General features: G+C 72.0%; 21 protein-coding genes. 6 read left to right on the top strand and 15 right to left on the bottom strand.

Annotated features, from left to right (window positions below; translation table 11 throughout):
- Positions 1-5: 5 nt before the first annotated feature.
- The 6 genes from ung to BJ964_RS13545 are packed head-to-tail and all read right to left on the bottom strand — an operon-like array spanning position 6 to position 5,195.
- Positions 6-689 carry a uracil-DNA glycosylase gene (ung, locus tag BJ964_RS13570; RefSeq protein ID WP_188120996.1) on the bottom strand — a complete coding sequence of 228 codons (684 nt, stop codon included), beginning with the start codon at positions 687-689 and terminating at the stop codon, positions 6-8.
- The gene (gene tsaE, locus BJ964_RS13565; protein ID WP_188120995.1) at positions 686-1,135 is read right to left on the bottom strand and encodes a tRNA (adenosine(37)-N6)-threonylcarbamoyltransferase complex ATPase subunit type 1 TsaE; all 450 of its coding nucleotides are present in this window, start codon (positions 1,133-1,135) and stop codon (positions 686-688) included. Before tsaE ends, ung begins: the two co-directional genes overlap by 4 nt.
- Positions 1,132-2,199 (bottom strand): alpha/beta fold hydrolase, encoded by a 1,068-nt coding sequence (locus BJ964_RS13560; protein ID WP_188120994.1) that lies wholly within the window; start codon positions 2,197-2,199, stop codon positions 1,132-1,134. Before BJ964_RS13560 ends, tsaE begins: the two co-directional genes overlap by 4 nt.
- The gene (gene alr / locus BJ964_RS13555) at positions 2,196-3,317 is read right to left on the bottom strand and encodes an alanine racemase (RefSeq protein ID WP_188120993.1); all 1,122 of its coding nucleotides are present in this window, start codon (positions 3,315-3,317) and stop codon (positions 2,196-2,198) included. The genes BJ964_RS13560 and alr overlap by 4 nt, the downstream gene beginning before the upstream one ends.
- A 39-nt stretch (positions 3,318-3,356) precedes the next feature.
- Positions 3,357-4,808, bottom strand: a complete 1,452-nt coding sequence (locus BJ964_RS13550; protein ID WP_188120992.1) for an NAD(P)H-hydrate dehydratase — start codon at positions 4,806-4,808, stop codon at positions 3,357-3,359.
- A gap of 12 nt (positions 4,809-4,820) precedes the next feature.
- Positions 4,821-5,195 (bottom strand): holo-ACP synthase, encoded by a 375-nt coding sequence (locus tag BJ964_RS13545; RefSeq protein ID WP_188120991.1) that lies wholly within the window; start codon positions 5,193-5,195, stop codon positions 4,821-4,823.
- A 160-nt stretch (positions 5,196-5,355) separates the two neighbouring features.
- Here BJ964_RS13545 and BJ964_RS13540 point away from each other — a divergent pair, with 160 nt between their 5' ends.
- Both BJ964_RS13540 and BJ964_RS13535 read left to right on the top strand, forming a co-directional pair.
- Positions 5,356-5,643 carry a type VII secretion target gene (locus BJ964_RS13540; protein ID WP_188120990.1) on the top strand — a complete coding sequence of 96 codons (288 nt, stop codon included), beginning with the start codon at positions 5,356-5,358 and terminating at the stop codon, positions 5,641-5,643.
- Positions 5,640-7,094, top strand: a complete 1,455-nt coding sequence (locus BJ964_RS13535; protein WP_188120989.1) for an alpha/beta hydrolase — start codon at positions 5,640-5,642, stop codon at positions 7,092-7,094. The genes BJ964_RS13540 and BJ964_RS13535 overlap by 4 nt, the downstream gene beginning before the upstream one ends.
- Before the next feature lie 50 nt (positions 7,095-7,144).
- Here BJ964_RS13535 and glmS read toward each other — a convergent pair whose 3' ends face one another.
- The gene (glmS, locus tag BJ964_RS13530) at positions 7,145-9,028 is read right to left on the bottom strand and encodes a glutamine--fructose-6-phosphate transaminase (isomerizing) (RefSeq protein WP_188120988.1); all 1,884 of its coding nucleotides are present in this window, start codon (positions 9,026-9,028) and stop codon (positions 7,145-7,147) included.
- Positions 9,029-9,198: 170 nt separating this feature from the next.
- On the opposite strand from glmS, the gene BJ964_RS13525 reads away from it, so the two are divergent.
- Both BJ964_RS13525 and BJ964_RS13520 read left to right on the top strand, forming a co-directional pair.
- Positions 9,199-10,107 (top strand): MmpS family transport accessory protein, encoded by a 909-nt coding sequence (locus tag BJ964_RS13525; RefSeq protein ID WP_188120987.1) that lies wholly within the window; start codon positions 9,199-9,201, stop codon positions 10,105-10,107.
- A complete protein-coding gene (locus tag BJ964_RS13520; RefSeq protein ID WP_188120986.1) occupies positions 10,104-11,273 on the top strand; it encodes a pyridoxal phosphate-dependent aminotransferase in 1,170 nt (389 codons plus the stop codon). The genes BJ964_RS13525 and BJ964_RS13520 overlap by 4 nt, the downstream gene beginning before the upstream one ends.
- On the opposite strand, the gene glmM is transcribed toward BJ964_RS13520, so the two are convergent.
- The 3 genes from glmM to rplM all read right to left on the bottom strand — a co-directional run bounded on the left by glmM (position 11,270) and on the right by rplM (position 13,760).
- Complete coding sequence (gene glmM / locus BJ964_RS13515) at positions 11,270-12,625, bottom strand: phosphoglucosamine mutase (protein ID WP_188120985.1); 1,356 nt, start codon at positions 12,623-12,625, stop codon at positions 11,270-11,272. The two genes, BJ964_RS13520 and glmM, sit on opposite strands and share 4 nt — an antisense overlap.
- Positions 12,626-12,798: 173 nt before the next feature.
- The gene (gene rpsI / locus BJ964_RS13510; protein ID WP_183222868.1) at positions 12,799-13,296 is read right to left on the bottom strand and encodes a 30S ribosomal protein S9; all 498 of its coding nucleotides are present in this window, start codon (positions 13,294-13,296) and stop codon (positions 12,799-12,801) included.
- A 20-nt stretch (positions 13,297-13,316) separates the two neighbouring features.
- Complete coding sequence (rplM, locus tag BJ964_RS13505; protein WP_014440773.1) at positions 13,317-13,760, bottom strand: 50S ribosomal protein L13; 444 nt, start codon at positions 13,758-13,760, stop codon at positions 13,317-13,319.
- 628 nt (positions 13,761-14,388) lie between these two features.
- Here rplM and BJ964_RS13500 point away from each other — a divergent pair.
- Both BJ964_RS13500 and BJ964_RS13495 read left to right on the top strand, forming a co-directional pair.
- On the top strand, positions 14,389-15,534 hold the full coding sequence (locus tag BJ964_RS13500; protein ID WP_188120984.1) for a uroporphyrinogen-III synthase: 1,146 nt from the start codon (positions 14,389-14,391) through the stop codon (positions 15,532-15,534).
- 252 nt (positions 15,535-15,786) lie between these two features.
- Positions 15,787-16,182 (top strand): hypothetical protein, encoded by a 396-nt coding sequence (locus BJ964_RS13495; protein WP_188120983.1) that lies wholly within the window; start codon positions 15,787-15,789, stop codon positions 16,180-16,182.
- A 180-nt stretch (positions 16,183-16,362) separates the two neighbouring features.
- Here BJ964_RS13495 and BJ964_RS13490 read toward each other — a convergent pair whose 3' ends face one another.
- Genes BJ964_RS13490 through BJ964_RS13470 form a run of 5 tightly spaced genes read right to left on the bottom strand, consistent with a single transcriptional unit; the run spans position 16,363 to position 21,030 of the window.
- Entirely contained in the window at positions 16,363-16,965 is a 603-nt protein-coding gene (locus BJ964_RS13490; RefSeq protein ID WP_188120982.1) for a GNAT family N-acetyltransferase, read from the bottom strand.
- Positions 16,916-17,527, bottom strand: coding sequence for a GTP-binding protein (locus BJ964_RS13485; protein ID WP_188120981.1), 612 nt, complete (start codon positions 17,525-17,527; stop codon positions 16,916-16,918). Before BJ964_RS13485 ends, BJ964_RS13490 begins: the two co-directional genes overlap by 50 nt.
- A complete protein-coding gene (locus BJ964_RS13480; protein WP_188120980.1) occupies positions 17,508-17,870 on the bottom strand; it encodes a DUF742 domain-containing protein in 363 nt (120 codons plus the stop codon). The genes BJ964_RS13485 and BJ964_RS13480 overlap by 20 nt, the downstream gene beginning before the upstream one ends.
- A 41-nt stretch (positions 17,871-17,911) precedes the next feature.
- Positions 17,912-18,319, bottom strand: a complete 408-nt coding sequence (locus BJ964_RS13475) for a roadblock/LC7 domain-containing protein (RefSeq protein ID WP_188120979.1) — start codon at positions 18,317-18,319, stop codon at positions 17,912-17,914.
- Complete coding sequence (locus BJ964_RS13470) at positions 18,316-21,030, bottom strand: sensor histidine kinase (protein ID WP_188120978.1); 2,715 nt, start codon at positions 21,028-21,030, stop codon at positions 18,316-18,318. Before BJ964_RS13470 ends, BJ964_RS13475 begins: the two co-directional genes overlap by 4 nt.
- Positions 21,031-21,358: the final 328 nt, after the last annotated feature.

Here is a 21,358-nt window from a genome sequence, read left to right as displayed (position 1 = left end):
TGACCCTAGACGGTGGCCCGCGGGTCCCAGTCGATGACCGGCCGTCCGCCGTCGGCCAGCGCCTTGTTGGCCGCGCTGAACGGACGGCTGCCGAGGAACCCGACCCGGTTCAGCGGGCTCGGGTGGCCGGCTTCCAGGATCGCGTGCACCGGGTTGGTGACCAGCGCCGCCTTCTTCTTCGCATAGCTGCCCCAGAGCATGAAGATGATCCGCTCGTCACGCTCGTCGAGGGCCTTGATGGTGGCGTCGGTGAACGCCTCCCAGCCCTTGTTGCCGTGCGATCCGGCCTTGCCCGCCCGGACCGTCAGAACCGCGTTGAGCAGCAGCACACCCTGCCGGGCCCACCCGGTCAGGTCGCCGCCCGCCGGCTTGGGCACGTTGAGGTCCTCGTTGAGCTCCTTGAAGATGTTGCTCAGCGACGGCGGCCGGCGGACCCCGTCACGCACGCTGAAGCTGAGACCGTGCGCCTGCCCGGGCCCGTGGTAGGGATCCTGGCCCAGGATCAGCACCCGGGTCTGCTCCGGGGGACACAGCCGGTACGCCGCGAACAGGTCCTCCACCGGTGGGTAGACGGTCTGCGTCGCATACTCCTCCGCCACCCACTGCCCCAGAGCGGTGGTCGCGGCGTCGTCGAGGTGGGGGGTCAGCTCGGCACGCCACTCGGCGGGCAGCAGCTCGGTCAGGTTCACATGCTCTCCAGTCGGTGTGCCCAGTCGCCGCCGTGCGGCGACAACTCGACAATGCGGGTGTCGTCGTCCATCCGGTCCAGACGGACCTGCAGGTATTCGTCGTTGAGCTGTTCCACCAGGCCGACGCCCCACTCGACGACGGTCACCGCGTCGTCGGCCGAGGCGTCCAGGTCGAGGTCGTCGATCTCGGCGCGCGGGTCCGGCCGGTCGCCCAGCCGGTACGCGTCGGCGTGCACCAGCGGCACCGGGCCACGATGCACCCGCGCGATCACGAACGTCGGCGAGGTGATCGGCCCCTCCACGCCCAGGCCGGCGCCGATCCCCTGGGCCAGGGCCGTCTTACCGGCGCCCAGCGGGCCGGTAAGCAGCACCAGGTCACCGGGCCGCAGCAGGCCGGCCAGCCGCCGCCCGAACGCACGGGTGTCGTCGACCGTCTTCAGCTTCACGTGAGTTTCTCCAGGAACGGGATCAGCGCGGCGTTGACCTGGTCGGCCTTCTCCAGCATCACCACATGGCCGCTGTTCTCGATGGTGAGCAGCTCGGCCTCGGGCAGGTTCTCGATGATCTCCTCGGAGTGGGTGACCGGGGTCAGATAGTCCCGGTCCCCCACCACGACCAGCACCGGGACGCCGCGCAACGCGGACAGCGCCGGGATCCGGTTGTGCGTGTAGAGAGTCTGCAGGTATTTGGTGAGCGTCTCCACCGACGTCTTCGAATTCATGCTCTCGACGAAGGTGACCAGCGACGGGCTGGGCCTGGTCTCACCGAACCCGTACCGCCGGGTGAGCAGCCAGGCCAGGTCGGAGGAGGCCACCCTGGCCCGGTCGATGGTGCCGCCGCCGAGCTGGGCCGCCTTGTCCCACAGCGGGAAGAACGGGGCGCTGACCCGGGCCACCACGTTGGTGATGCCGAGCTTGGCCTTGTCGAACAGGCCGGCCGAGGTGGAGATCAGCACCACGCCGGTGACCCGGTTGCCGAACCAGGCCGGGAACTGCTCGGCGAACGCCATGATGGTCATCCCGCCCATCGAGTGGCCGACCAGGATGATCTGCCCCTCGGGCACGGTCGCCTCCAGCACCGCGGCCAGCGAGCGCCCCAGGGCGGCCAGATCGTACGTCCCCGATTTGAGTTTGCTGGACCGGCCGTGGCCGGGCTGGTCGTAGAAGACCAGCCGGTGCGTGCCGCGCACGGCCAGCTCCTTGCGCTGGAAGTAGAAGGTGCCCATGTCCAGCGCGAACCCGTGGACGAAGACGATCGTCGGCTCGGTCCTCGCGCCCGCCGGCTCGATGATCTCCACGTGCAGGTCGGTGCCGTCGGCCGCGGTGACCGTCAGTGACCGGTCGTGCGGCTGGTCACCGAACGGCTCGTCGACATAGGGGTCGCCGGGCGCGTTGACCGACCGCCGCACCAGCGCCCGCTCCACAGCGAAGGCCGTGGCCAGACCGGCCGCGGCCACACCGACCGCGGCCCCGAATATGCCCGCCCGTTTGGCGACCTTCGACCGCTTCACGGAGCGACCTCCCCGTCGTAGTGCCGTGGGATCCGGCTGCTGCCGAACCGGGTGACGATCTCGTAGTTGATCGTGCCGGTCGCGGCGGCCCAGTCGTCGGCCGTCGGCTCGCCGTCGTCGCCCGGCCCGAACAGGACCGCCACGTCACCGGCGGCCACCGGCTCATCGCCCACGTCCACCACCACCTGATCCATGCAGACCCGCCCGGCGATCCGTGCTGTGACGCCGCCCACCCGGACCGGGCCGGAGCTGGACGCGTGGCGGGGCACCCCGTCGCCGTAGCCCAGCGGGACCACGGCCAGGGTGGTCTCCCGGGACGTCGTGTAGGTCAGCCCGTACGACACGCCCTGACCGGCCGGCACCCGCTTGGTCAGCATCACCCGGGCACGGGCCGTCATGGCGGGACGCAGACCGTACGTCTTCCCGGCGACGGGCGACAGACCGTACGCCGCGATCCCGACCCGGACCAGGTCGAAGTGCGCGTCCGGCCGGGTCAGCGTGCCGGCCGAGTTGGCGATGTGCCGGTAGCGGGGGCTGATCCCGAAGGTCTCGGCCAGGGCCAGGCCGTCGCGGAAGGCGGCGAGCTGCCGGTCGACCGACTCGTGGCCGGGCTCGTCGGCACAGGCGAGGTGGCTCCACACCCCGACCGCCTCGATGTCGCCACCGGCCTGTGCCTTGGCGGCCGCCTCGAACAGCGCCGCCCACTCGGCGGGAACCGCGCCGCCCCGGGCCAGGCCGGTGTCGAGTTTGAGGTGCACCCGGGCCGGGCGGCCGGCCCGGCGGGCGGCGGCCACCAGCTCGCCGAGCATGGCCGTGGTCGCGGCGCTCAGGTCGACCCCGGCCCCGACCCCCTCGTGCAGGTCGAGCCCGGGGGTGAGCAGCCAGGCCAGGACGGGCGTCTCGACGCCCGCCCGGCGCAACGTCAGCGCCTCGTCGAGGGTGGCGACACCGAGCCAGGTGGCGCCGCCGGCGAGCGCGGCCCGGGCGGCCGGCACCATGCCGTGCCCGTAGCCGTCCGCCTTGACCGCCACCAGCACCTCGGCGGAGGTGCGCGCGCACAGCGACGCGACATTGTCCCGGATCGCGTCCAGATCGACGCGGACTTCGGCCTGCCACATGTCATCCACCCTACTGAGGCGTATGACAGTTTCCTGCGGTCAGCCCAGGAGATCGACGAGAACCGGCCGCAGGGCGGACGCCACGTCCGAGGCCGTGACGGGTCCGTCCTCGGCGGCCCGGCGCCCGGCGAGGCCGTGCACGTAGGCCGCCATGACCGCGGCCCGGACCGCCGGCAGACCGGCCGCCAGCAGCGAACCGAGCAGCCCCGCCAGCACGTCCCCGGTGCCGGCGGTGGCCAGCGCCGGGCTGCCGGTGGGATTCGCCCAGATCTCCCCCGCCGGGGTGGCGACGATCGTCCGGTCGCCCTTGAGCAGCACCACGGCATTGGTCCACGCGGCCAGCCGGGCGGCCGCCCCGGCCCGGTCCGCGCCGGGCGCCTCCCCGGCCAGCCGCTTGAACTCGCCGTCGTGCGGGGTGATCACCAGCGGGGCGTCCCGGCGCAGGTCCTCGGCGTGCTCGCCCCCGACCAACAGGGTGATCGCGTCCGCGTCGAGCAGCACCGGCAGCGGGGTGGCCAGCACACTGCGCAGTTCGGTACGCGCCTCGTCGCCGGTGCCCAGCCCCGAGCCGCAGACCCACGCCTGCACCCGGCCCGCGTCGGCCACCTTGCGGGAGGCGACCACCGTCGGGTGTGCGCGGACCACGTCGTAGTAGGCGGAGCCCGCGTACCGCACCATCCCGGTCGGGCCGGCCAGGGCGCCCGCCGTGGAGAGCAGAGCCGCGCCCGGGTACTTGACCGAGCCGGTCGCCAGGCCCACCACGCCACGGGTGTACTTGTCCGAGGCCGGGCCGGAGCCGGGCCACCAGGCGGCGATGTCGGCGGCCTCCGGCACCCGGACCGCCGGGTCGGCCTGCAGAACCGGGCCGAGGCCGATGTCCACGAGATCCACGTGACCGCAGCGGATCGCGGCCGGGCCGAGCACGTGGGCCGGTTTGAGGCACCCGAAGGTGACCGTGACGTCGGCGGTCACCGCTTCGCCGGGCACGTCGCCGGTGTCCACGGCCACCCCGCTCGGCACGTCCACCGCCACCACGAGCGCGCGGTCGCCCGTACGCCCGCGAAGCGCTCCGAGGCCGCGCGCGATCGCCGCGGCCTGGGAACGCAGACCGCCTCTCGACCCGATCCCGACGATGCCGTCCAGGATCAGGTCGGCACGGGTGGGCAGGTCACGGGTGGTGAACCCACCGGCCTGGCGCAGCGCGGTCAGCCCGGCCAGATGCACCCGCTCCGGGGTGAGCAGCAGCGCACGGACCTGGGCGCCGCGCCGGGCCAGGACGGCGCCGGCGTAGAGAGCGTCCCCGCCGTTGTCGCCGCTGCCGACCAGCAGCAGCACCCGGGCGCCGTAGACCCCGCCGGTCTCCTCCAGCAGGAGGGCGCACCGCCGGGCCAGCCCGGCCGCCGCCCGCTGCATCAACGTGCCCTCGGGCAGCGTCGCCATCAGCGTCTTCTCGGCCGCCCGCACATCGGTCACCCGCCATGCCTGCCGCATGTGTCCTCCTGATCAAGCTCCGGCTTCGGCCACCACCATCGCGGACGCGATGCCGCCGTCGTGTGACAGCGACAGGTGCCATCGGGCGATGCCCCGCTCGGTCGCCGCGGCGGCGACCGTACCGGAGACGGTCAACCACGGCCGCCCGTCCGGATCGGTGACGATCTCGCAGTCGTGCCAGCGCAGGCCGGCCGGCGCCCCGAGCGCCTTGGCGACGGCCTCCTTGGCCGCGAACCGGGCGGCCAGCGACTCGGGGGACCGCGGGTTCCCGGAGGAGGTCAGCCGCTCGGGCTCGGTGAAGAGCCGGTGTCCGAGAAGCGGGGTCCGCTCCAGCGCACGGGCGAAGCGGTCCACCAGGACGACGTCGATGCCGACAGACACGATCACAACGGTCACCCTAGCGGTGCCGCGGGTGACATCCCAGGCCTCTACCAGGACCCCGGCACGACGGAAAGCCCTGTGGACAGCTTGTCCACAGGCCGCCCCGGTGATCTCCATCGGCCTCTAACGTCGGCGCATTCCCGCTGTCCCGCTTGGAGGTTGCCCGATGAATCCCGATCTCGAGGTCGACACCGAGAGCCTGCGCCGCGACGCCGCTACGGTGGACGATCTGGCCGCCCGGGTGACCGGCGCCGCCGGTCCGGTCCCCGATCCCGACCCGTCACCGTGCTGGGCCACCACCGGCGCCGCCACTCTGGCCGCCGACGCCGCCGGGCGCATGCTCGGCCTGCTCGGCACGGATGTCGGTGACACGGCGGCGCGGATCCGGGCGTCCGCCGAGGCCTATGCGGAGTCCGACGACCGCGCCGCCACCCGATTCCGGCAGACCCGATGAGCGGGCCGGCGATCACGTATGCCCGGTTGCGGGTCACCGATCCGTCCCGTTGGCTGGCCACCGCGCTCGCCTGGCGCCGCTGGGCGACAGTGGCCGGCGTCCTCGGCGCCGACCTGGGCCGGATCCCGGCCCGGCTCCGGGCCTCCTGGTCGGGCACGGCCACCGCGGCCGCCGTCACGAGAATCGACGGCCTGCGCCGCCGGCTGGCGCTGTTCCGGGTGCTCTGCTGGCGGGCCGATCAGGCGCTCAGCGAGTTCGCCGCGGCCCTCGGCCGAGCCCGCGCGCTGCTCGACCGGGCGCGGGCCGGTGCGCGACGAGCCGGCCTGTCGATCGACGATTCCGGTACGGTCCGGGGCCGCCCCACCGAGCAGGCCGCCGTCCGGTCGGTGGCCGCCGACCTGGCGACCGCGCTGGAGGTGGCGGCGGAGGCCGACGCGTCCGCCGCGGCCCGGCTGGCCGGGTTCGCCGACGTGCCGCCCACCCCCGTGGCCACGTCGTTCCCGGCCTGCACCGCCACCCCGGCCGAGGCGCGGCGCTGGTGGGACGGCTGGACCCCGGCCGAGCGGAACTGGTTGCTGGTCACCGATCCGGACGCGTTCGCGGGCGCCGACGGGATCCCGGTCGCCGACCGGGACATCGCCAACCGGCTTCTCCTGGACGACCGGCGTGGGGAGGGCCTCGACCGGCTGCGGGCCCGGTTGGCGGACGACTCCGGCCCGCGCGCCTACCTGGTGTCGCTGGGTCTGGACGGCGACGGCAGCGCGGTGGTGGCGCTCGGCGACCCGGACCGGGCGTCGCACATCCTCACCCACGTGCCCGGCATGACGTCGGATCTGGCATCGCTCGGCGGCGAGCTGACCCGGGCCGAGCGGGTGGCCGTGCGGGCCGGTGAGCTGAACCCCGGCCGGAGCACGAGCGCCGTGCTGTGGCTGGGCTACGACGCTCCGGACTTCCTGCACGAGGCGTTCTCAGCACGGCAGGCCGTCGACGGCTCGGCGGGCCTGCGCCGTTTCCAGGAGAGCCTGCGGGTCACCCACGACGGCCCGCCCGCGCATCAGACCCTGCTGGGGCACAGTTACGGCTCGCTCGTGGTCGGCACGGCGGCGGCCACCGAGGGGCTGGCCGCCGACCGGTTGGTCTTCGTCGGTTCACCGGGCGTCGGCGTGGACTCGGCCGCCGATCTGCGGGTGCCCGCCGATCAGATCTGGTCCACGACATCCCGCACCGATGTGATCCAGTACGCGGCGGTCTCCCCGCGCGAGCTGCTGATCCCGGACCTCGGGTTGCCGGACCGCTCGCACGACCTGTGGTTCGGCCGGAGCCCGGTCGACACCGGTTTCGGTGGCCGGGTCTTCGCCAGCCAGGCCGACGCCGGTCACCTCGGTTACTGGGAGCCGGGCCGGCCCGCGCTGGACGCGCTGGCCCGGCTGACCCTCGGAGAGAGACCGTGAGCACTCGGAGAGAGGCCGTGAGCACTCGGAGAGGAACCGTGAGCGGCGGACTACTCGACGGTGACCGACTTGGCCAGGTTCCGCGGCTGGTCCACGTCGTTGCCCCGGGCCGTCGCGATCTCGCACGCGAGGATCTGCAGCGGGATCGTGGTCATCAGCGGGGCGAGCAGCGTCGGCGTGTGCGGGACCGGGATGAGATGGTCGGCGAAGGCACGGACGTCCTCGTCGCCCTCCTCGGCGATCACGATGGTCCGGGCGCCGCGGGCCCGCACCTCCTGGATGTTCGAGACCACCTTGTCGCGGATGACCCCGCGCCCGGCCGGCGACGGGACCACGCAGACCACCGGGGTGCCCTCGTCGATCAGCGCGATCGGGCCGTGCTTGAGCTCACCGGCGGCGAAGCCCTCGGCGTGCATGTAGGCGAGCTCCTTGAGCTTGAGCGCGCCCTCCAGTGCCACCGGGAAGCCGACGTGCCGGCCGATGAACAGGATCGTCGAGGCGGTCCGCAGGTCACGGGCCAGCTCCCGGACCTCCTCCATCCGGTCGAGCAGGGTGCGCATGCCGTCCGGCGTCTGGCGCAGCTTCTCGACGACCGCGGCGACCTCGTCGGCGTACATGACTCCGCGGATCTGGGCCAGGTGCAGCCCGATCAGGTAACAGGCGGCGAGCTGGGTGAGGAAGGCCTTGGTGGAGGCGACCGCGATCTCCGGGCCGCCGTGGGTGTAGAGGACGGCGTCCGACTCCCGCGGGATGGTCGAGCCGTTGGTGTTGCAGATCGCCAGGACGCGGGCCTTCTGCTCCTTGGCGTGCCGCAGCGCCATGAGGGTGTCCATCGTCTCGCCGGACTGGCTGATCACGATCACCAGGGTGGACCGGTCCAGGATCGGGTCCCGGTAACGGAACTCGCTGGCCAGCTCCACCTCGCAGGGGATGCGGACCCAGTGCTCGATGGCGTACTTGGCGATCATGCCGGCGTGGAAGGAGGTGCCGCAGGCGACGATGAAGACCTTGTCCACGTCACGCAGGTCCTGGTCGGTGAGGCGCACCTCGTCCAGGATGATCTCGCCGCGCTCGGAGAGCCGCCCGAGCAGGGTGTCGGCGATCGCCTGCGGCTGCTCGGCGATCTCCTTGAGCATGAAGTAGTCGTAACCGCCCTTCTCGGCGGCGGAGGCGTCCCAGTCGATGTGGAACTCCTTGCCGATGGCCGGCGCCCCGTCGAAGTCGGTGATCTCGATGCCCGCCGGGGTGATCAGGACGACCTGGTCCTGGCCCAGCTCGATCGCCTCACGGGTGTGTTCGATGAAGGCCGACACGTCGCTGGCCAGGAAGTTCTCCCCGTTGCCGCGGCCGACCACGAGCGGCGAGTTGCGCCGGGCGGCGACCACCGCGTCCGGCACGTCGACGTCGACGGCGAGCAGCGTGAAGGCGCCCTCCAGACGGCGGACGACGAGGCGCATGCCCTCGGCGAGCAGGGCCGGCCCGTCCACGCCACCGGCCTCGCGCAGCGCGCGCATCTCGGCGGCGAGCAGGTGGGCCGCGCACTCGGTGTCGGTGTCACTGAGGAACTCCACACCGGTCGCCTCGAGCTCGGCGCGCAGACGGGCGAAGTTCTCGATGATGCCGTTGTGGATGACGGCGACCCGGCCGTCGGCGGACATGTGGGGGTGGGCGTTGCGGTCGGTCGGGCCGCCGTGGGTGGCCCAGCGGGTGTGGCCGATACCGGTGGTGCCGGCCTCGATGCCGTCGCCGGAGCGCTCGGCGAGCGCCTTCTCCAGGTTGGCGAGCTTGCCCGCCTTCTTCTCGGTCTTGACCAGTTCGCTGTCGATGATGGCCACACCGGCCGAGTCGTACCCGCGGTACTCAAGGCGCCGGAGCCCGTCGATGACGATGCTCAGCGCCGGTCGATTGCCTACGTAACCCACGATCCCACACATGGGGAGGCAGCCTAGCCGACTTTCGCTCAAACGTCATGCTCGGTACCCGCAGTTATGAGCATGGCACTTGATCGGAACTCTAGGGTGGGAATCGGTGTCCTTACGGGTGAGTGATCTGGACGTGCGGTCCTGGCGTACCGTCGGGAGCGGTGCCCTGACCGGGAGGAAAGATGAGCGATCCGAGCGAACCCCGACAACCGCCCCGACCGCCTCAGTTCACGCCCGGGCATGCTCAACCCCCACAACCGGCGCAACCGGAGGACTATCCGCCGACGTCGGAGTTCCCGCCGGTCAACTACGCCCCACCCGGTCGGCCACCGGACTACGGCGCCTACCCGGACCCGGCGAGCACCTACCCGGACCCGACCGGCGCCTACCCTCCGCAGGCGCCGACGAGCGGCGGCTACCCACCGGGCGACTACCCACCGGGTGGTTACCCGCCGGCCGGTTACCCGCCGGGTGGTTACCCGCCGGGTGGTTACCCGCCGGATGGCTACCCACCGGCCGGTTACCCGGCGCCCGGCCCGCCCGGGCCGCGGCGCAGCAGCGCCCCGCTGATCGCTCTCATCCTGGCCGTCACCCTGCTTCTCTGCGGCGGCGTGGTGACCACCGCGGTGATCCTGGTGCAGCGCGCCGCCGACAAGGCCGAGGAACTGGCCGCGCCGATCATCGACCCGACGCTGCCCACCCTGCCCGAGGACACCCCGGACTTCCCCGGCCTGCCGACCGAATTCCCGGAGCTGCCCGGCCTGCCCACCGACCTCCCGACCGAGCTGCCGGGCATCGGCGAGGGCCGGGAGATCAAGGTCACCTACGAGGTGACCGGCGACGGCCCGGCCGAGATCCTCTACGTCGACCAGCTCGGCCAGGCCCCGAAGCGGGTGGCGAACGCCAAGCTGCCGTGGACGATCTCCACCACCATGAAGGGCACCTCGCTGATCTCCGTGGTCGCCGTGCGCACCAACACCGGCACCGGGGACATCGGCTGCCGGGCCACCGTGGACGGTGAGGAGATCGTGAAGCAGAGCGCACAGGGCGGCCTGGCCACCGCGAGCTGCTACAAGCTGGTGATCAATTGACGTCCGACCCGCTGGTCGCACGGATGCGCCCGTTCGGCACGACGATCTTCACCGAGATGTCGGCGCTGGCCGCCCGTACCGGCGCGGTCAACCTGGGCCAGGGCTTCCCGGACACCGACGGCCCCGCGGAGATGCTGGCCGCGGCCGCCGAGGCCCTGGCCGGCGGCGCCAATCAGTACCCTCCGCTCGCCGGCATCCCGGTGCTGCGGTCCGCCATCGCCGCCCACGAGCAGCGGTTCTGGGGCCTGACCCGGGATCCGGACGGCGAGGTCGCCGTCACGGCGGGCGCCACCGAGGCGATCGCGGCGGCGATCCTGGCGCTCTGCGAGCCGGGCGACGAGGTGGTGTGCTTCGAGCCGTACTACGACTCGTACGCCGCCTCGATCACCCTGGCCGGCGCGGTCCGCCGCCCGGTCACGCTGCGTCCCGGCCCGGAGGGGCGGTATGAGTTCGACCCCGATGAACTGCGCGGGGCGTTCGGTCCCCGGACCCGCCTGGTGCTGCTGAACTCGCCGCACAACCCGACCGGCAAGGTGTTCACCCCGGCCGAGCTGGAGCTGGTCGCCGGCCTGTGCCGGGAGCACGACGTGTTCGCGGTCACCGACGAGGTCTACGAGCATCTCGTCTTCCCGGACGCCGCGGCGCCGCACGTCCCGCTCGCCACCCTGCCCGGCATGCTCGAGCGGACCCTGCGGATCTCCTCGGCCGGCAAGACCTTCTCCTGCACCGGGTGGAAGGTCGGCTGGGCCACCGGCCCGGCCCGCCTGGTCTCCGCGATGCTGCGCGTCAAGCAGTTCCTGACGTTCGTCAACGGGGCGCCGCTGCAACCGGCGGTGGCTGTGGCGCTGAACCTCCCGGACTCCTACTTCACCGATTTCACGGCCGGCCTGCGGGACCGGCGGGACCGTCTGGTCGCCGGGCTGTCCGATGCGGGCCTGGCCGTGCTGCCGTCCGAGGGCACCTATTTCGTGACCGCCGACATCCGCCCGCTGGGCGGGGAGGACGGCATCGAGTTCTGCCGTGCCCTACCCGGCCGCAGCGGGGTGGTTGCGGTGCCGACCCAGGTCTTCTACGACCATCGGGAAGCGGGCCGGCACCTCATCCGTTTCGCCTTCTGCAAACGCCCCGAGGTGATCGACGAGGCGGTTCGCAGGCTCAAGGGCTAGGCCTCCGGGCTGGCCGCCCGTACCTCGTCGGCGATCCGCTCGGCGACCGTCCGGGCGGTCTCCTCGGTGGCGGCCTCCACCATGACCCGGACCAGGAGCTCGGTGCCGGACGGGCGCAGCAGCACCCGGCCGGTCTCGCCCAGCTCGTTCTCGGCGAGGGCCACCGCCGCCTGCACGGTCGGTGCGGAGGCGCCCGCGTCCCGGTCCCCGACGCGCACGTTGATCAGCACCTGGGGCAGCTTGTGCACGACCGCCGCCAGGTCGGCCAGCGACTTGCCCGAGCCGGCGATCTGCGCCATCAGGTGCAGGCCGGTGAGCACGCCGTCGCCGGTGGTGGCGAAGGCCGGCATCACGATGTGGCCGGACTGTTCGCCGCCGAGGGCCAGGTCGCCGTTCTGCAGCTCCTCCAGCACGTACCGGTCGCCGACCTTGGTCTCCAGCAGCTTGATGCCGGCCTGCTTCATGGCGATCCGCAGACCCAGGTTGCTCATCACGGTGGCGACCAGGGTGTCGTCGGTGAGGGTGCCGTTGTCGCGCATGGCCAGCGCCAGGATGGCCATGATCTGGTCCCCGTCGACGACCTCACCGGTGGCGGTGACGGCCAGGCAGCGGTCGGCGTCGCCGTCGTGTGCCAGGCCGAGGTCGGCGCCCTCGCGCAGCACCGCCTCGATGACCTTGTCGAGGTGGGTGGAGCCGCACTCCTCGTTGATGTTGAGCCCGTCCGGCTCGGCGTGGATGGCGATGACCTCGGCCCCCGCCTCCCGGTACGCCACCGGCCCGGCCTCGCTGGCCGCCCCGTTCGCGCAGTCCACCACGACCTTGACGCCGTCCAGCCGGTGCGGGATCGAGTCGACCAGGTGCTTGATGTAGTGCTCGGCCCCGTCCAGCAGGTCGTGGACCCGGCCGATGCCGGCGCCGGTGGGACGGCCGATCAGCCCGTGCCCGTCCTCGATCGCCTTCTCGATGGCCTCTTCGAGCTGGTCGGGGAGCTTGGTGCCACCGGCCGCGAACAGCTTGATGCCGTTGTCCGGCATGGGGTTGTGCGAGGCGGACAGCATCACACCGAGGTCGGCGTTGGTCTGCCCGACGAGGTACGCGACCGCCGGGGTGGGCAGCACGCCGACCCGCACCACGTTGGCCCCGGCACTCGTCAGCCCCGCGACGACAGCGGCTTCCAGCATCTCGCCGCTGGCCCGGGGGTCACGGCCCACGATGGCGAGCGGCTGGTGGCTGCTGTCCGTCTCGACCAGCACCCGGGCGGCCGCGACCGCGACCGCGAGTGCCAGTTCGGGGGTGAGCAGATCGCCGTTCGCGAGACCGCGAACGCCGTCAGTGCCGAAGAGTCGCCCCATGGCGGCTTCCTTTCGCCGGTAAACGTGGCCTCAAGCCTGCATCAGCGATCGGCTGACCAGGAGTACCGGAACGGCTAGTTGAGGAGGGGGGAGGGTGAGAAACATCGACGGCCGAGTTCGTCCCCCGAATGGGGGACGAACTCGGCCGTCGATTCAGACGAGGCGTGAAAAAATCAGCGCTTCGAGTACTGCGGGGCCTTACGGGCCTTCTTGAGACCGTACTTCTTGCTCTCCTTGACCCGGGCGTCACGGGTCAGGAAGCCGGCCTTCTTCAGGGCCGGGCGGTCGTCGGGCTCGACGGTGATCAGGGCCCGCGCGATGGCGAGACGCAGAGCACCGGCCTGGCCGGTGATGCCGCCGCCACGCAGGTTGGCGATCACGTCGAACTGCTCGGCGCGCTCGGCGGTGACGAGCGGCTCACGGATGAGCTGCTGGTTCACCTTGCTGGGGAAGTAGTTTTCCAGGTCACGGCCGTTGCAGGTGATCTTGCCGGTGCCGGGCACGAGACGCACCCGGACGATGGCCTCCTTGCGGCGGCCGACGGTCTGAACCGGACGGTCACCGGGGCGCGGGGCGCGGACCGGGGCCGGCGCGGCCGTCTCAACGACGACGACCGTCTCAGCGGGCTCCTCGACGGTCTCGACGACCTCGGGCTCGATGATGTCGGACATGCTGCTGCCTTCTCCCGCGCTCACTGCGCGATCTGCTTGATTTCGAACGGCTGGGGCTGCTGAGCGGCGTGCGGGTGCTCGGCGCCCGGGTAGACCTTCAGCTTCTTGATGATCTGCCGCGCGAGCTTGTTGTGCGGGAGCATGCCCTTGACGGCCAGCTCGATCGCCTTCTCCGGACGCTTGGTCAGGAGCTCTTCGTAGCCGACCTGCTTCAGACCACCGGGGTAGCCGGAGTGCCGGTAGGCGACCTTGGTCTGACGCTTGTTACCGGTAAGCGCAACCTTGCCGGCGTTGATGATCACCACGAAGTCGCCGGTGTCGACATGCGGGGCGAACGTCGGCTTGTGCTTACCGCGCAGGAGGTTGGCCGTGTGGGTAGCCAGGCGGCCCAGAACGACGTCAGAAGCGTCGATAATGTGCCACTGACGCTCGATCTCACCCGGCTTCGGGCTGTACGTACGCACAGAATTACCTTGTCTCGTCGTCGGTCTGGGGGCGCGCACTGGTCGCATCGAACAGATGCGTCAAGCGACCCCGCACAGGGACCACTCGCAACAGTCGCACAACAGCAGGCAACAATACCCGGCTACGCGGCGAGCGGTCAAAACAGGCGGTGTTCAGGGCACCAGCGAACCGGCGAGCATCCTAGTTGCAGACACTCAGCCCTGTGGAACCCCAAGCAGAGCAAGCATACTCCGCGCTCCGGACACGCCCGAGGCGGGTGGCGTATCCCACCGCCACCGACTTAGCAGGCCTGAAACAAACGGGACGCTCTGCCGAAATTCGCCCCCGGCACGCTTCGGTCATGGCCAACGGTGCGGACCTCACGACGACGCGGCCCGGCAGTGGCCGAAGCCGCGCTCGCGGGCGCACCATGGTGAGACCACCGTCAGGGTTGAGGACGGACCTGACGGTGTTCACCGGACCGGTTGCCCGGTTCGGCGAGGAGGAGTCGCGGCGTGCCCCGGACGGAGGTACGGCGAGGACCGCAAGCGTGGCATGGGAGCGGGTCGACGCTGAGGACGGCGGGCTTCGAGCGTGCCCTTCGGTGGACCGTTCGGCCACGCCGCGACTTCTCGGCCCGGGGATCGGATGATCGACCGCACCCCGGGCGCCCGGCGGGCGGTGCTGACGGCTGCCGCACTGGCGGAGCCGGCCGCGTCGCTGTCCGGCTACACCGTCGGCGTGACCGCGGACCGCCGTAAGGACGAGTTGTCCACCCTGCTGGAGGCGCGTGGCGCCCGCGTCGTGGTGGCTCCCGCGCTGCGCATCGTCCCCATCTCCGACGACGCCGAGCTGCGCGCCGCCACCCGTGCCTGTCTGGACAGTCCACCCGACATCGTGCTGGTCAACACCGGTATCGGCATGCGCGGCTGGCTGGAGGCCGCCGAGGGCTGGGGTCTGGCCGAGCCGCTGCACGCCGTGTTGTCCGGCGCCTACCTGGTCGCCCGCGGCCCGAAGGCCAAGGCCGCGGTCCGGTCCGCCGGCCTGCGCGACGACTGGTCACCGGACGGCGAGGGCTACGAGGAGGTCGTCGAGCATCTGACCGCGCGCGGCATCGACGGCCGGACGGTGGCCATGCAGCTGCACGGCGAGAGCCAGCCGGAGTACACCGAGGCCCTGGTGTCGGCCGGCGCCCACGTCATCGAGCTGCCGGTCTACCGCTGGGCGCCGCCCACCGACCCGGCGCCGCTGCACCGCCTGGTCGATCTGATCATCGCCCGTCTGGTCGACGCCGTGACGTTCACCTCGGCCGCCGCCGTCCAGGCCGTGCTGCGCGCCGCCGGCACCGGCGCCGACGCCCTCCTGGACGCTCTCCGCGACGACGTCCTGGCCGCCTGCGTGGGCCCGGTCACCTCGGCCCCGCTGCGCCGGCACGGCATCCCGGTGGCCGTTCCCGGCCGCGCCCGCCTGAACTCGCTGGTCCGCACCATCGTCGACGAGCTGCCCAAACGCGCCGTCACGCTCCAGGTCTCCGGCCACTCCCTCACCCTGCGCGGCCACGCCGCCATCGTCGACGGCGAGCTGCGCCCCCTGGCCCCCGCCCCGATGGCGGTGCTGCGCGCCCTGGCCGGCTCCCCCGGCCGCGTCCTGTCCCGCGCCGCCCTCCTCCAGGCCCTCCCCCGCGGCGCCGACGAACACGCGGTCGAGATGGCCGTCGCCCGCCTCCGCGCCGGCCTCGCCCTCCCCGGCGTGGTCCAGACCGTCGTCAAGCGCGGCTACCGCATCCCCACCTGAAGATCAAAATCAGGCTGTCGCATCGGGGTGGGTGGTACAGACCGCTGCTCCCGCCGAGGACCCGGCGCGTCTCGCTGGCCGCTGCGCGTCCAGAACGCGAGCCCCACCGGGCGACGTGCGTAAGTGGTCGCGCACGAAAACCCGCCCACCCCTCGCCGAGAGTGATTCGACAGTGGATCGAGAGTGACGGTGAATAGCGTGCCGAGAAACAGGTGATCTTCAATCGAAGATCGGCCTCGGCCCCCTGGGAGGATGATCGTGCGTCCCCACACGTTCCGTGTCTCGCGAGGCTTCGCCGCCGCCGTCGTGACCGCTCTTCTGCCCGTCGCCGCGATCGTCGGGCTCACCCCCGCGCCCGCGTCCGCGAGCTGCTCGCACAGCCACTCGAATCTCGACGACGGCTCCGACACCGTGGTCGGCACCTCCACCGGCCTGAACATCCGCACCGGACCGCACACCGCCTGCGCCAAGGCGATGACCGGCGCGATCCCGAACGGGGCCTCGGTGGCGCTGCACTGCTGGACCGCCGGTGACCGCGTCATCGGCTACTACGACACGGACACCTGGAGCTACGTCCGCTACGGCACCGTCTACGGATGGGTGTCCGACGCCTACCTCAGTGGCCAGGGCAGCGATCAACTGTGCTGATCGCGGCCGGAACCGCGGGTGGGTTCGGCCCACGCGCGGTTCCGGAGCGCGACCACTCACGCACGTCGCCCGGGGTGGGGAGCGTTCTGGACGCGCCGGCGGCCAGCGAGTCACCCCGGGCCCTCGGCGGGAGCAGCGGTCTGTACCACCCGCTCAGATGCGACATCGGGGTTCTGCTCTTCAGGGGTCCGAACGGATGCGGCTGTAGACGGTCAGGTCGGTGCGGCCGGTGCGGAGCGTGCCGGCGCTGCGGGCGACGCCCTCGGCGACGAAGCCGGCCTTGACCGCGACGCGCTGGGAGGCGCGGTTGCCGGGGGCGGCGCGGAGCTCGACGCGTTCGAAGTCGAAGTCGTGCAGCACCCAGCGGGTGAGGGCGGTGACCGCCTCAGTGGTGACGCCGCGGCCGCGGACGGCCGGCATGGCCCAGTAGCCGATCTCGACCGAGCGGGCCATCCAGTCGGCGCGTTTGAGATCGAGCACGCCGGCGAAGACGCCCGCGTGCTCGACCGCGCGGATCAGGCCCCGGCCGGTGGCCCGGGTGCCCGGGGCCAGCCCGTTGATGAGCAGCAGCGCGTGCCGCTCGGTGTAGGGCCGGGGCAGCGGCAGCCAGCGTTGCGTGACCTCGTCGGAGGCGCCGGCGACGACGTCGCCGGCGTCCGATTCCCGCAGCTCCCGCAGCACCAGGCGATCGGTCCGCAGGACCAGGTCGGGAAAGGTGTGCGCCCGGCGTGGGTTAGCCGACCGCCGCGGCCTCGTGTTCGGCAACCAGGGTCGCCATCGCATGCTCGACCACCCCGATCAGCACGGCCTTGACCGACTCGCGATGCCGCGCGTCGCACATCAGCAGCGGCACCCGCGCCGGGATGGCGAGCGCCTCACGCACCTCGTCGGGCTCGTACCGTGGCGCGTCGTCGAAGCAGTTGACCGCGACGAGATAGGGCAGATGCCGGTTCTCGAAGTAGTCCAGCGGCGCGAAGGCGTCGGTGAGCCGTCGCGTGTCGACGAGCACCGCGGCGCCGACCGCACCCCGGATCAGCTCGTCCCACATGAACCAGAACCGGGTCTGACCTGGGGTCCCGAAGAGGTAGAGGATCAGGTCGTCGGCCATCGTGATCCGGCCGAAGTCCATCGCGACCGTCGTGCTCTCCTTGCCTGGCACCTTCGACGCATCGTCGATGCCGGCGCCGGCCACGGTCATCACCGCCTCGGTGGTCAGCGGCTCGATCTCGGAGACCGCCCCGACCAGGGTCGTCTTCCCCACACCGAAACCACCCGCGACGACGATCTTCGCGGACGTGATCTCCGCGGGATTCGGCCCCGTCCGCTCAGAGCTTGCGAAGTCCACCCAACACCCTTCCCAGCAGGTCCATCCGCTCCGTGAACCCCGTCTTGGGAGCGGCACTGTGCAGTTGAAGCAGCCCGTCGGCCACCATGTCGGCGACGAGCACCCGGGCTACCCCCAAGGGCAACCTGGTGTGCGCCGCCAGCTCGGCGAGCGACAACGCCTTCGGCTCGCACAGCACGGCTATGCGGTACTTGTCATGTCCGGCGAACCGTGCCTCCTGCACGGCCGCCGCACTGGCGATCAGGACCGCCTCGATCGGGATGTCCCGGATCGGTTCGGTCCGGCCACGGGTGACCGCGTACGGCCGCACCAGGTTGCCCCGGGGATCATGCGGCTGTGTCATGACGCGGTCACCTCGTCTCCGCCGGTCGGTCGGACCCGGCGCTAGTAACTGACGGCCTCGCGGGGCGCCGGCGACAGTGCCGCGCCGACGCGTTCCACCAGCAGGGCCATCTCGTAACCGACCTGGCCGACGTCGCAACTGCGCGCCGCCAGGACGGCCATCGAGGAACCGTCGCTGATGGACATCAGGAAAAGATAGCCGCTCTCCATTTCGATGATGGTCTGCTGCACCGCGCCGGCGCTGAACATCCGCGACGCGCCGTCGGTGAGGCTGACCACGCCGGACGTGATCGCGGCGAGCTGGTCGGCCCGGTCCGCTGGCAGGTCCCGTGATGAGGCCAGCAGCAGCCCGTCCGCCGAGACCGCGATCACGTGCGCGATGCCTGCGACGCTGTCCGCGAAGTTGCTGAGCAGCCAGCCCATGTCGTGCATGGTGGGGGGCCTGGTCACTGTTCCCTCTCCTTAGGAGCCGGTGTTGCCGCGGCGGCGGTTTCGGCCACGCCGTCCGTCCGCCCTCGTTGCACTCCCCTGTGATACGCGGAAAGCAGGCCGCGAACCTCATCGGGACTGCGACGATGTTGTGCCCGTGGGATCTCGTGCACCCCACCGGGGACGAGTTGCGCCTGCGGAACCCGCTTCGGCAGGCCGGACCGGGTGGTGCCGCCGTCCTTGGGGGCGGACGCCGCCATGGCCCGCTGCCAGCCCTCGTCGGCCGCGGTACGCCAGCGGTCCTCGGCCGACGAGCGTGGTTTCGGCATGGTCGGCTCGACCGGCTCGGCCTTGACCGTGACCGCGGTCGGCGGTGGCGCGTATCCGGCCGTCGGCATGCCCTGCTGGTTGGCGGCCGGCAGCTCTCCGGCGAACCAGCTGTGCTGAACCTCCATCCGGATGGGCGCGGCGACCGGAGCCGGCGGCATCCCGACGGGGGCCGGCGGCATCACGACCGGGGCCGAGGGCATCGCGACCGGGGCCGGCGGCAGCCCGGCCGGTGGGTCGTCGGCCGGACGGGGCGTACGGGTCGGCAGCGGCGGCCGGTCGGGGGTCGGCACGAAGTCCGGTTCCCGGGGTGCCGCGACCGGTTGCGCCCGCAGCGGGGGCGCGACGGGCGGAGCGGTACGGATCGGCGGCCGGCTCTCCACGGTGCGCGGCATGCCGGCGGGCGCCTGCGGCGGAGGGCCGGGCCGGGTCCAGCTGGCCGCCCGGGACGGCGGGGCGGCCGGCGCGCCGGGCAGCACCACGATGTCGGCCGGCAGGGTCACCTCGGCGAGGGTGCCGCCCTCGGGGCCGGGCCGCAGCTCGACGCGGATGCCGTGCCGGGACGCCAGCCGCCCGATCACCGCGAAGCCCATCAGGCGGAAGGTGGCCACATCCACCTCGGACGGATCGCTGAGCCGCCGGTTGAGCTGCTCCAGCTGGTCGGCGGAGATGCCCAGCCCGCGGTCCTCGACCTGGACCACGGCGTGGTCGCCGGAGCGGCCGCCGTGCGCCACCACCACGGTGCTCGGCGGGGAGAAGCGGGTGGCGTTGTCCAGCAGTTCGGCGATCAGGCGCACCACGTCGTTGACGGCGGCCGCGGCGACCAGCACGTCGGTGTCGAGGGTGCCGAACTCGATCCGGTGGTAGAGCTCGACCTCGGACTGGGCGGCCCGGAGCGCGTCGATCAGCAGCGCGTCCTCGCGGCGCGGGGTGCCGACCTCGGCGCCGGCCAGCACCAGGAGGTTCTCGTCGTTGCGGCGCATCCGGGTGGCGAGGTGGTCCAGCTCGAAGAGGCGGGCGAGCCGCTTCGGGTCCTCCTCCATCCGCTCGATCTGGTCGAGTTCGCCGATCATCCGGTCGACCAGCGACTGGCTGCGCCGGGCCAGGCTCAGGAACATGGTGGAGACGCTGGTACGCAGGCCGGCCTGTTCCGCCGCGACCCGTACGGCCTCCCGGTGCACCATGTTGAACGCCTCGGCGACCTGGCCGAATTCGTCCTGCTCGGGCATGTCGATGGGGTCGCGGGTCTGCGCCAGGATCCGGTCGACGCCGCCCTCGCCGAGGTTCTCGGCGTCGTGCAGCCGGTTCACCACGTCGGGCAGGTCCCGGTGGGCGACGGCGAGCGCGCCCTCCCGCAGGCGGCGGACCGACAGCAGCAGCGAGCGGCCGAGGTAGACGGCGAGCGCCACGGCCGCGATCACGACCAGCAGCACCACCACGAACTCGATTGTCGACCGCCGCCCGGTGCTGGCGTTCTCGTCCTCGGCGACCGCGACGACCTGGTCCTCCAGTTGCCGTTCGGCGGAACGCAGCAGTTCGGTCACGTCGCCGAAGGTGTCGGTGATCTCGGCCGCCCCGGCCGCCCCGGGTCCGGTCAGCCGGGTGGACAGCTCGTCGGCGCGGGCCACCGTCTCGTCGCCGATGACCGAGTCGACCAGGGCGATCTGTTCCCGGGCGGCGCCGGCGCGGAATTCGGCGAGTGCCCGGGCCCGGACGACCTGGGCGGTGGTGAGCGTCTTCTGCCGGTCGGCGTCGAGGCTGCCGGTGGTCCGGGCCACGTACGCCACCGCGGCCTGTTCGGCGACCGCGGTCTCCAGTTCGGAGAAGGCGGCCAGCGTGCGCAGCCCGTCGGCGACCGGTCCCGGCTCGGCGACCTGGCTGAGCAGCGACTCGTAGCCGGACAGGACGGCCAGGGTCTCGCTGTAGCGCTGGTTGGCGCCGGCCAGGTCCTCCCCGGTGCGCCCGCTGACCCCGACCCGCAGCCCGGCTAGCCCGCTCAGGTGCTGATCGATCAGGTCGAGCCGGTCGTCGACCCGGGACGGCACCTCGGTGATCTCGGCGCGGTCGGCACGGACGATGCGGGCCTGCGAGTCCACCGCCTTGATCGCCTCGCGGTATCCGGTCTCCGGCACGTCCGGCCCGGACAGGTACTCGACGGCGGCCATCCGCTCGTCGTGCAGCGCCCGGCTGAGGGTGGCGAGGCCGGTGCCCAGGTCGGCGAGCTGGGCGACCCGTTCGGCGTCGCCGGCGCGCTCACCGACCTCCATGAGCCGTACGTTCGCCAGGGCGAGCACCGCGGCCAGCGGGATGACGAGCAGGCCGGCGAGTTTGGTGCGCAGCCGTGCGTTGCGCAGGCCGAGGAAGCCACCACGTCGCGCAGCCAGGGTCGAGGATCCCGTGCTCACGACATCTCCTTCGTGGTCGTCACCGCTCCGCACCACGGTTGGAGCCGGTCTGCCGGCGATCGCGGTCCCCGGCCCCGTCCGGCGCCCGCGTTTCCGGCGCGGCGATTTCATCAGAACGCCGGGGCCTTTGGGAAGCCTGGAACCTCCCGGAAAGGACCCGCCCGTCCGGGTGAAACCCGCGCACCGATCTTCTCACCAGCACTGACGTGCACGAATACGTCACACGTAACCATCCGTGAAGTCACGGTCACCGGACACCATATTCGTTCCAACCACTATCTGGGAGTTTCGTCCCGCGACCACGGTGGCAAGGTTTGGCACGACACGA

Source organism: Actinoplanes lobatus (genome assembly GCF_014205215.1).
Taxonomy (GTDB): domain Bacteria; phylum Actinomycetota; class Actinomycetes; order Mycobacteriales; family Micromonosporaceae; genus Actinoplanes; species Actinoplanes lobatus.
The sequence above is the reverse complement of the archived record's forward strand: the minus strand, read 5'-3'. Positions and strand labels throughout refer to the sequence as shown.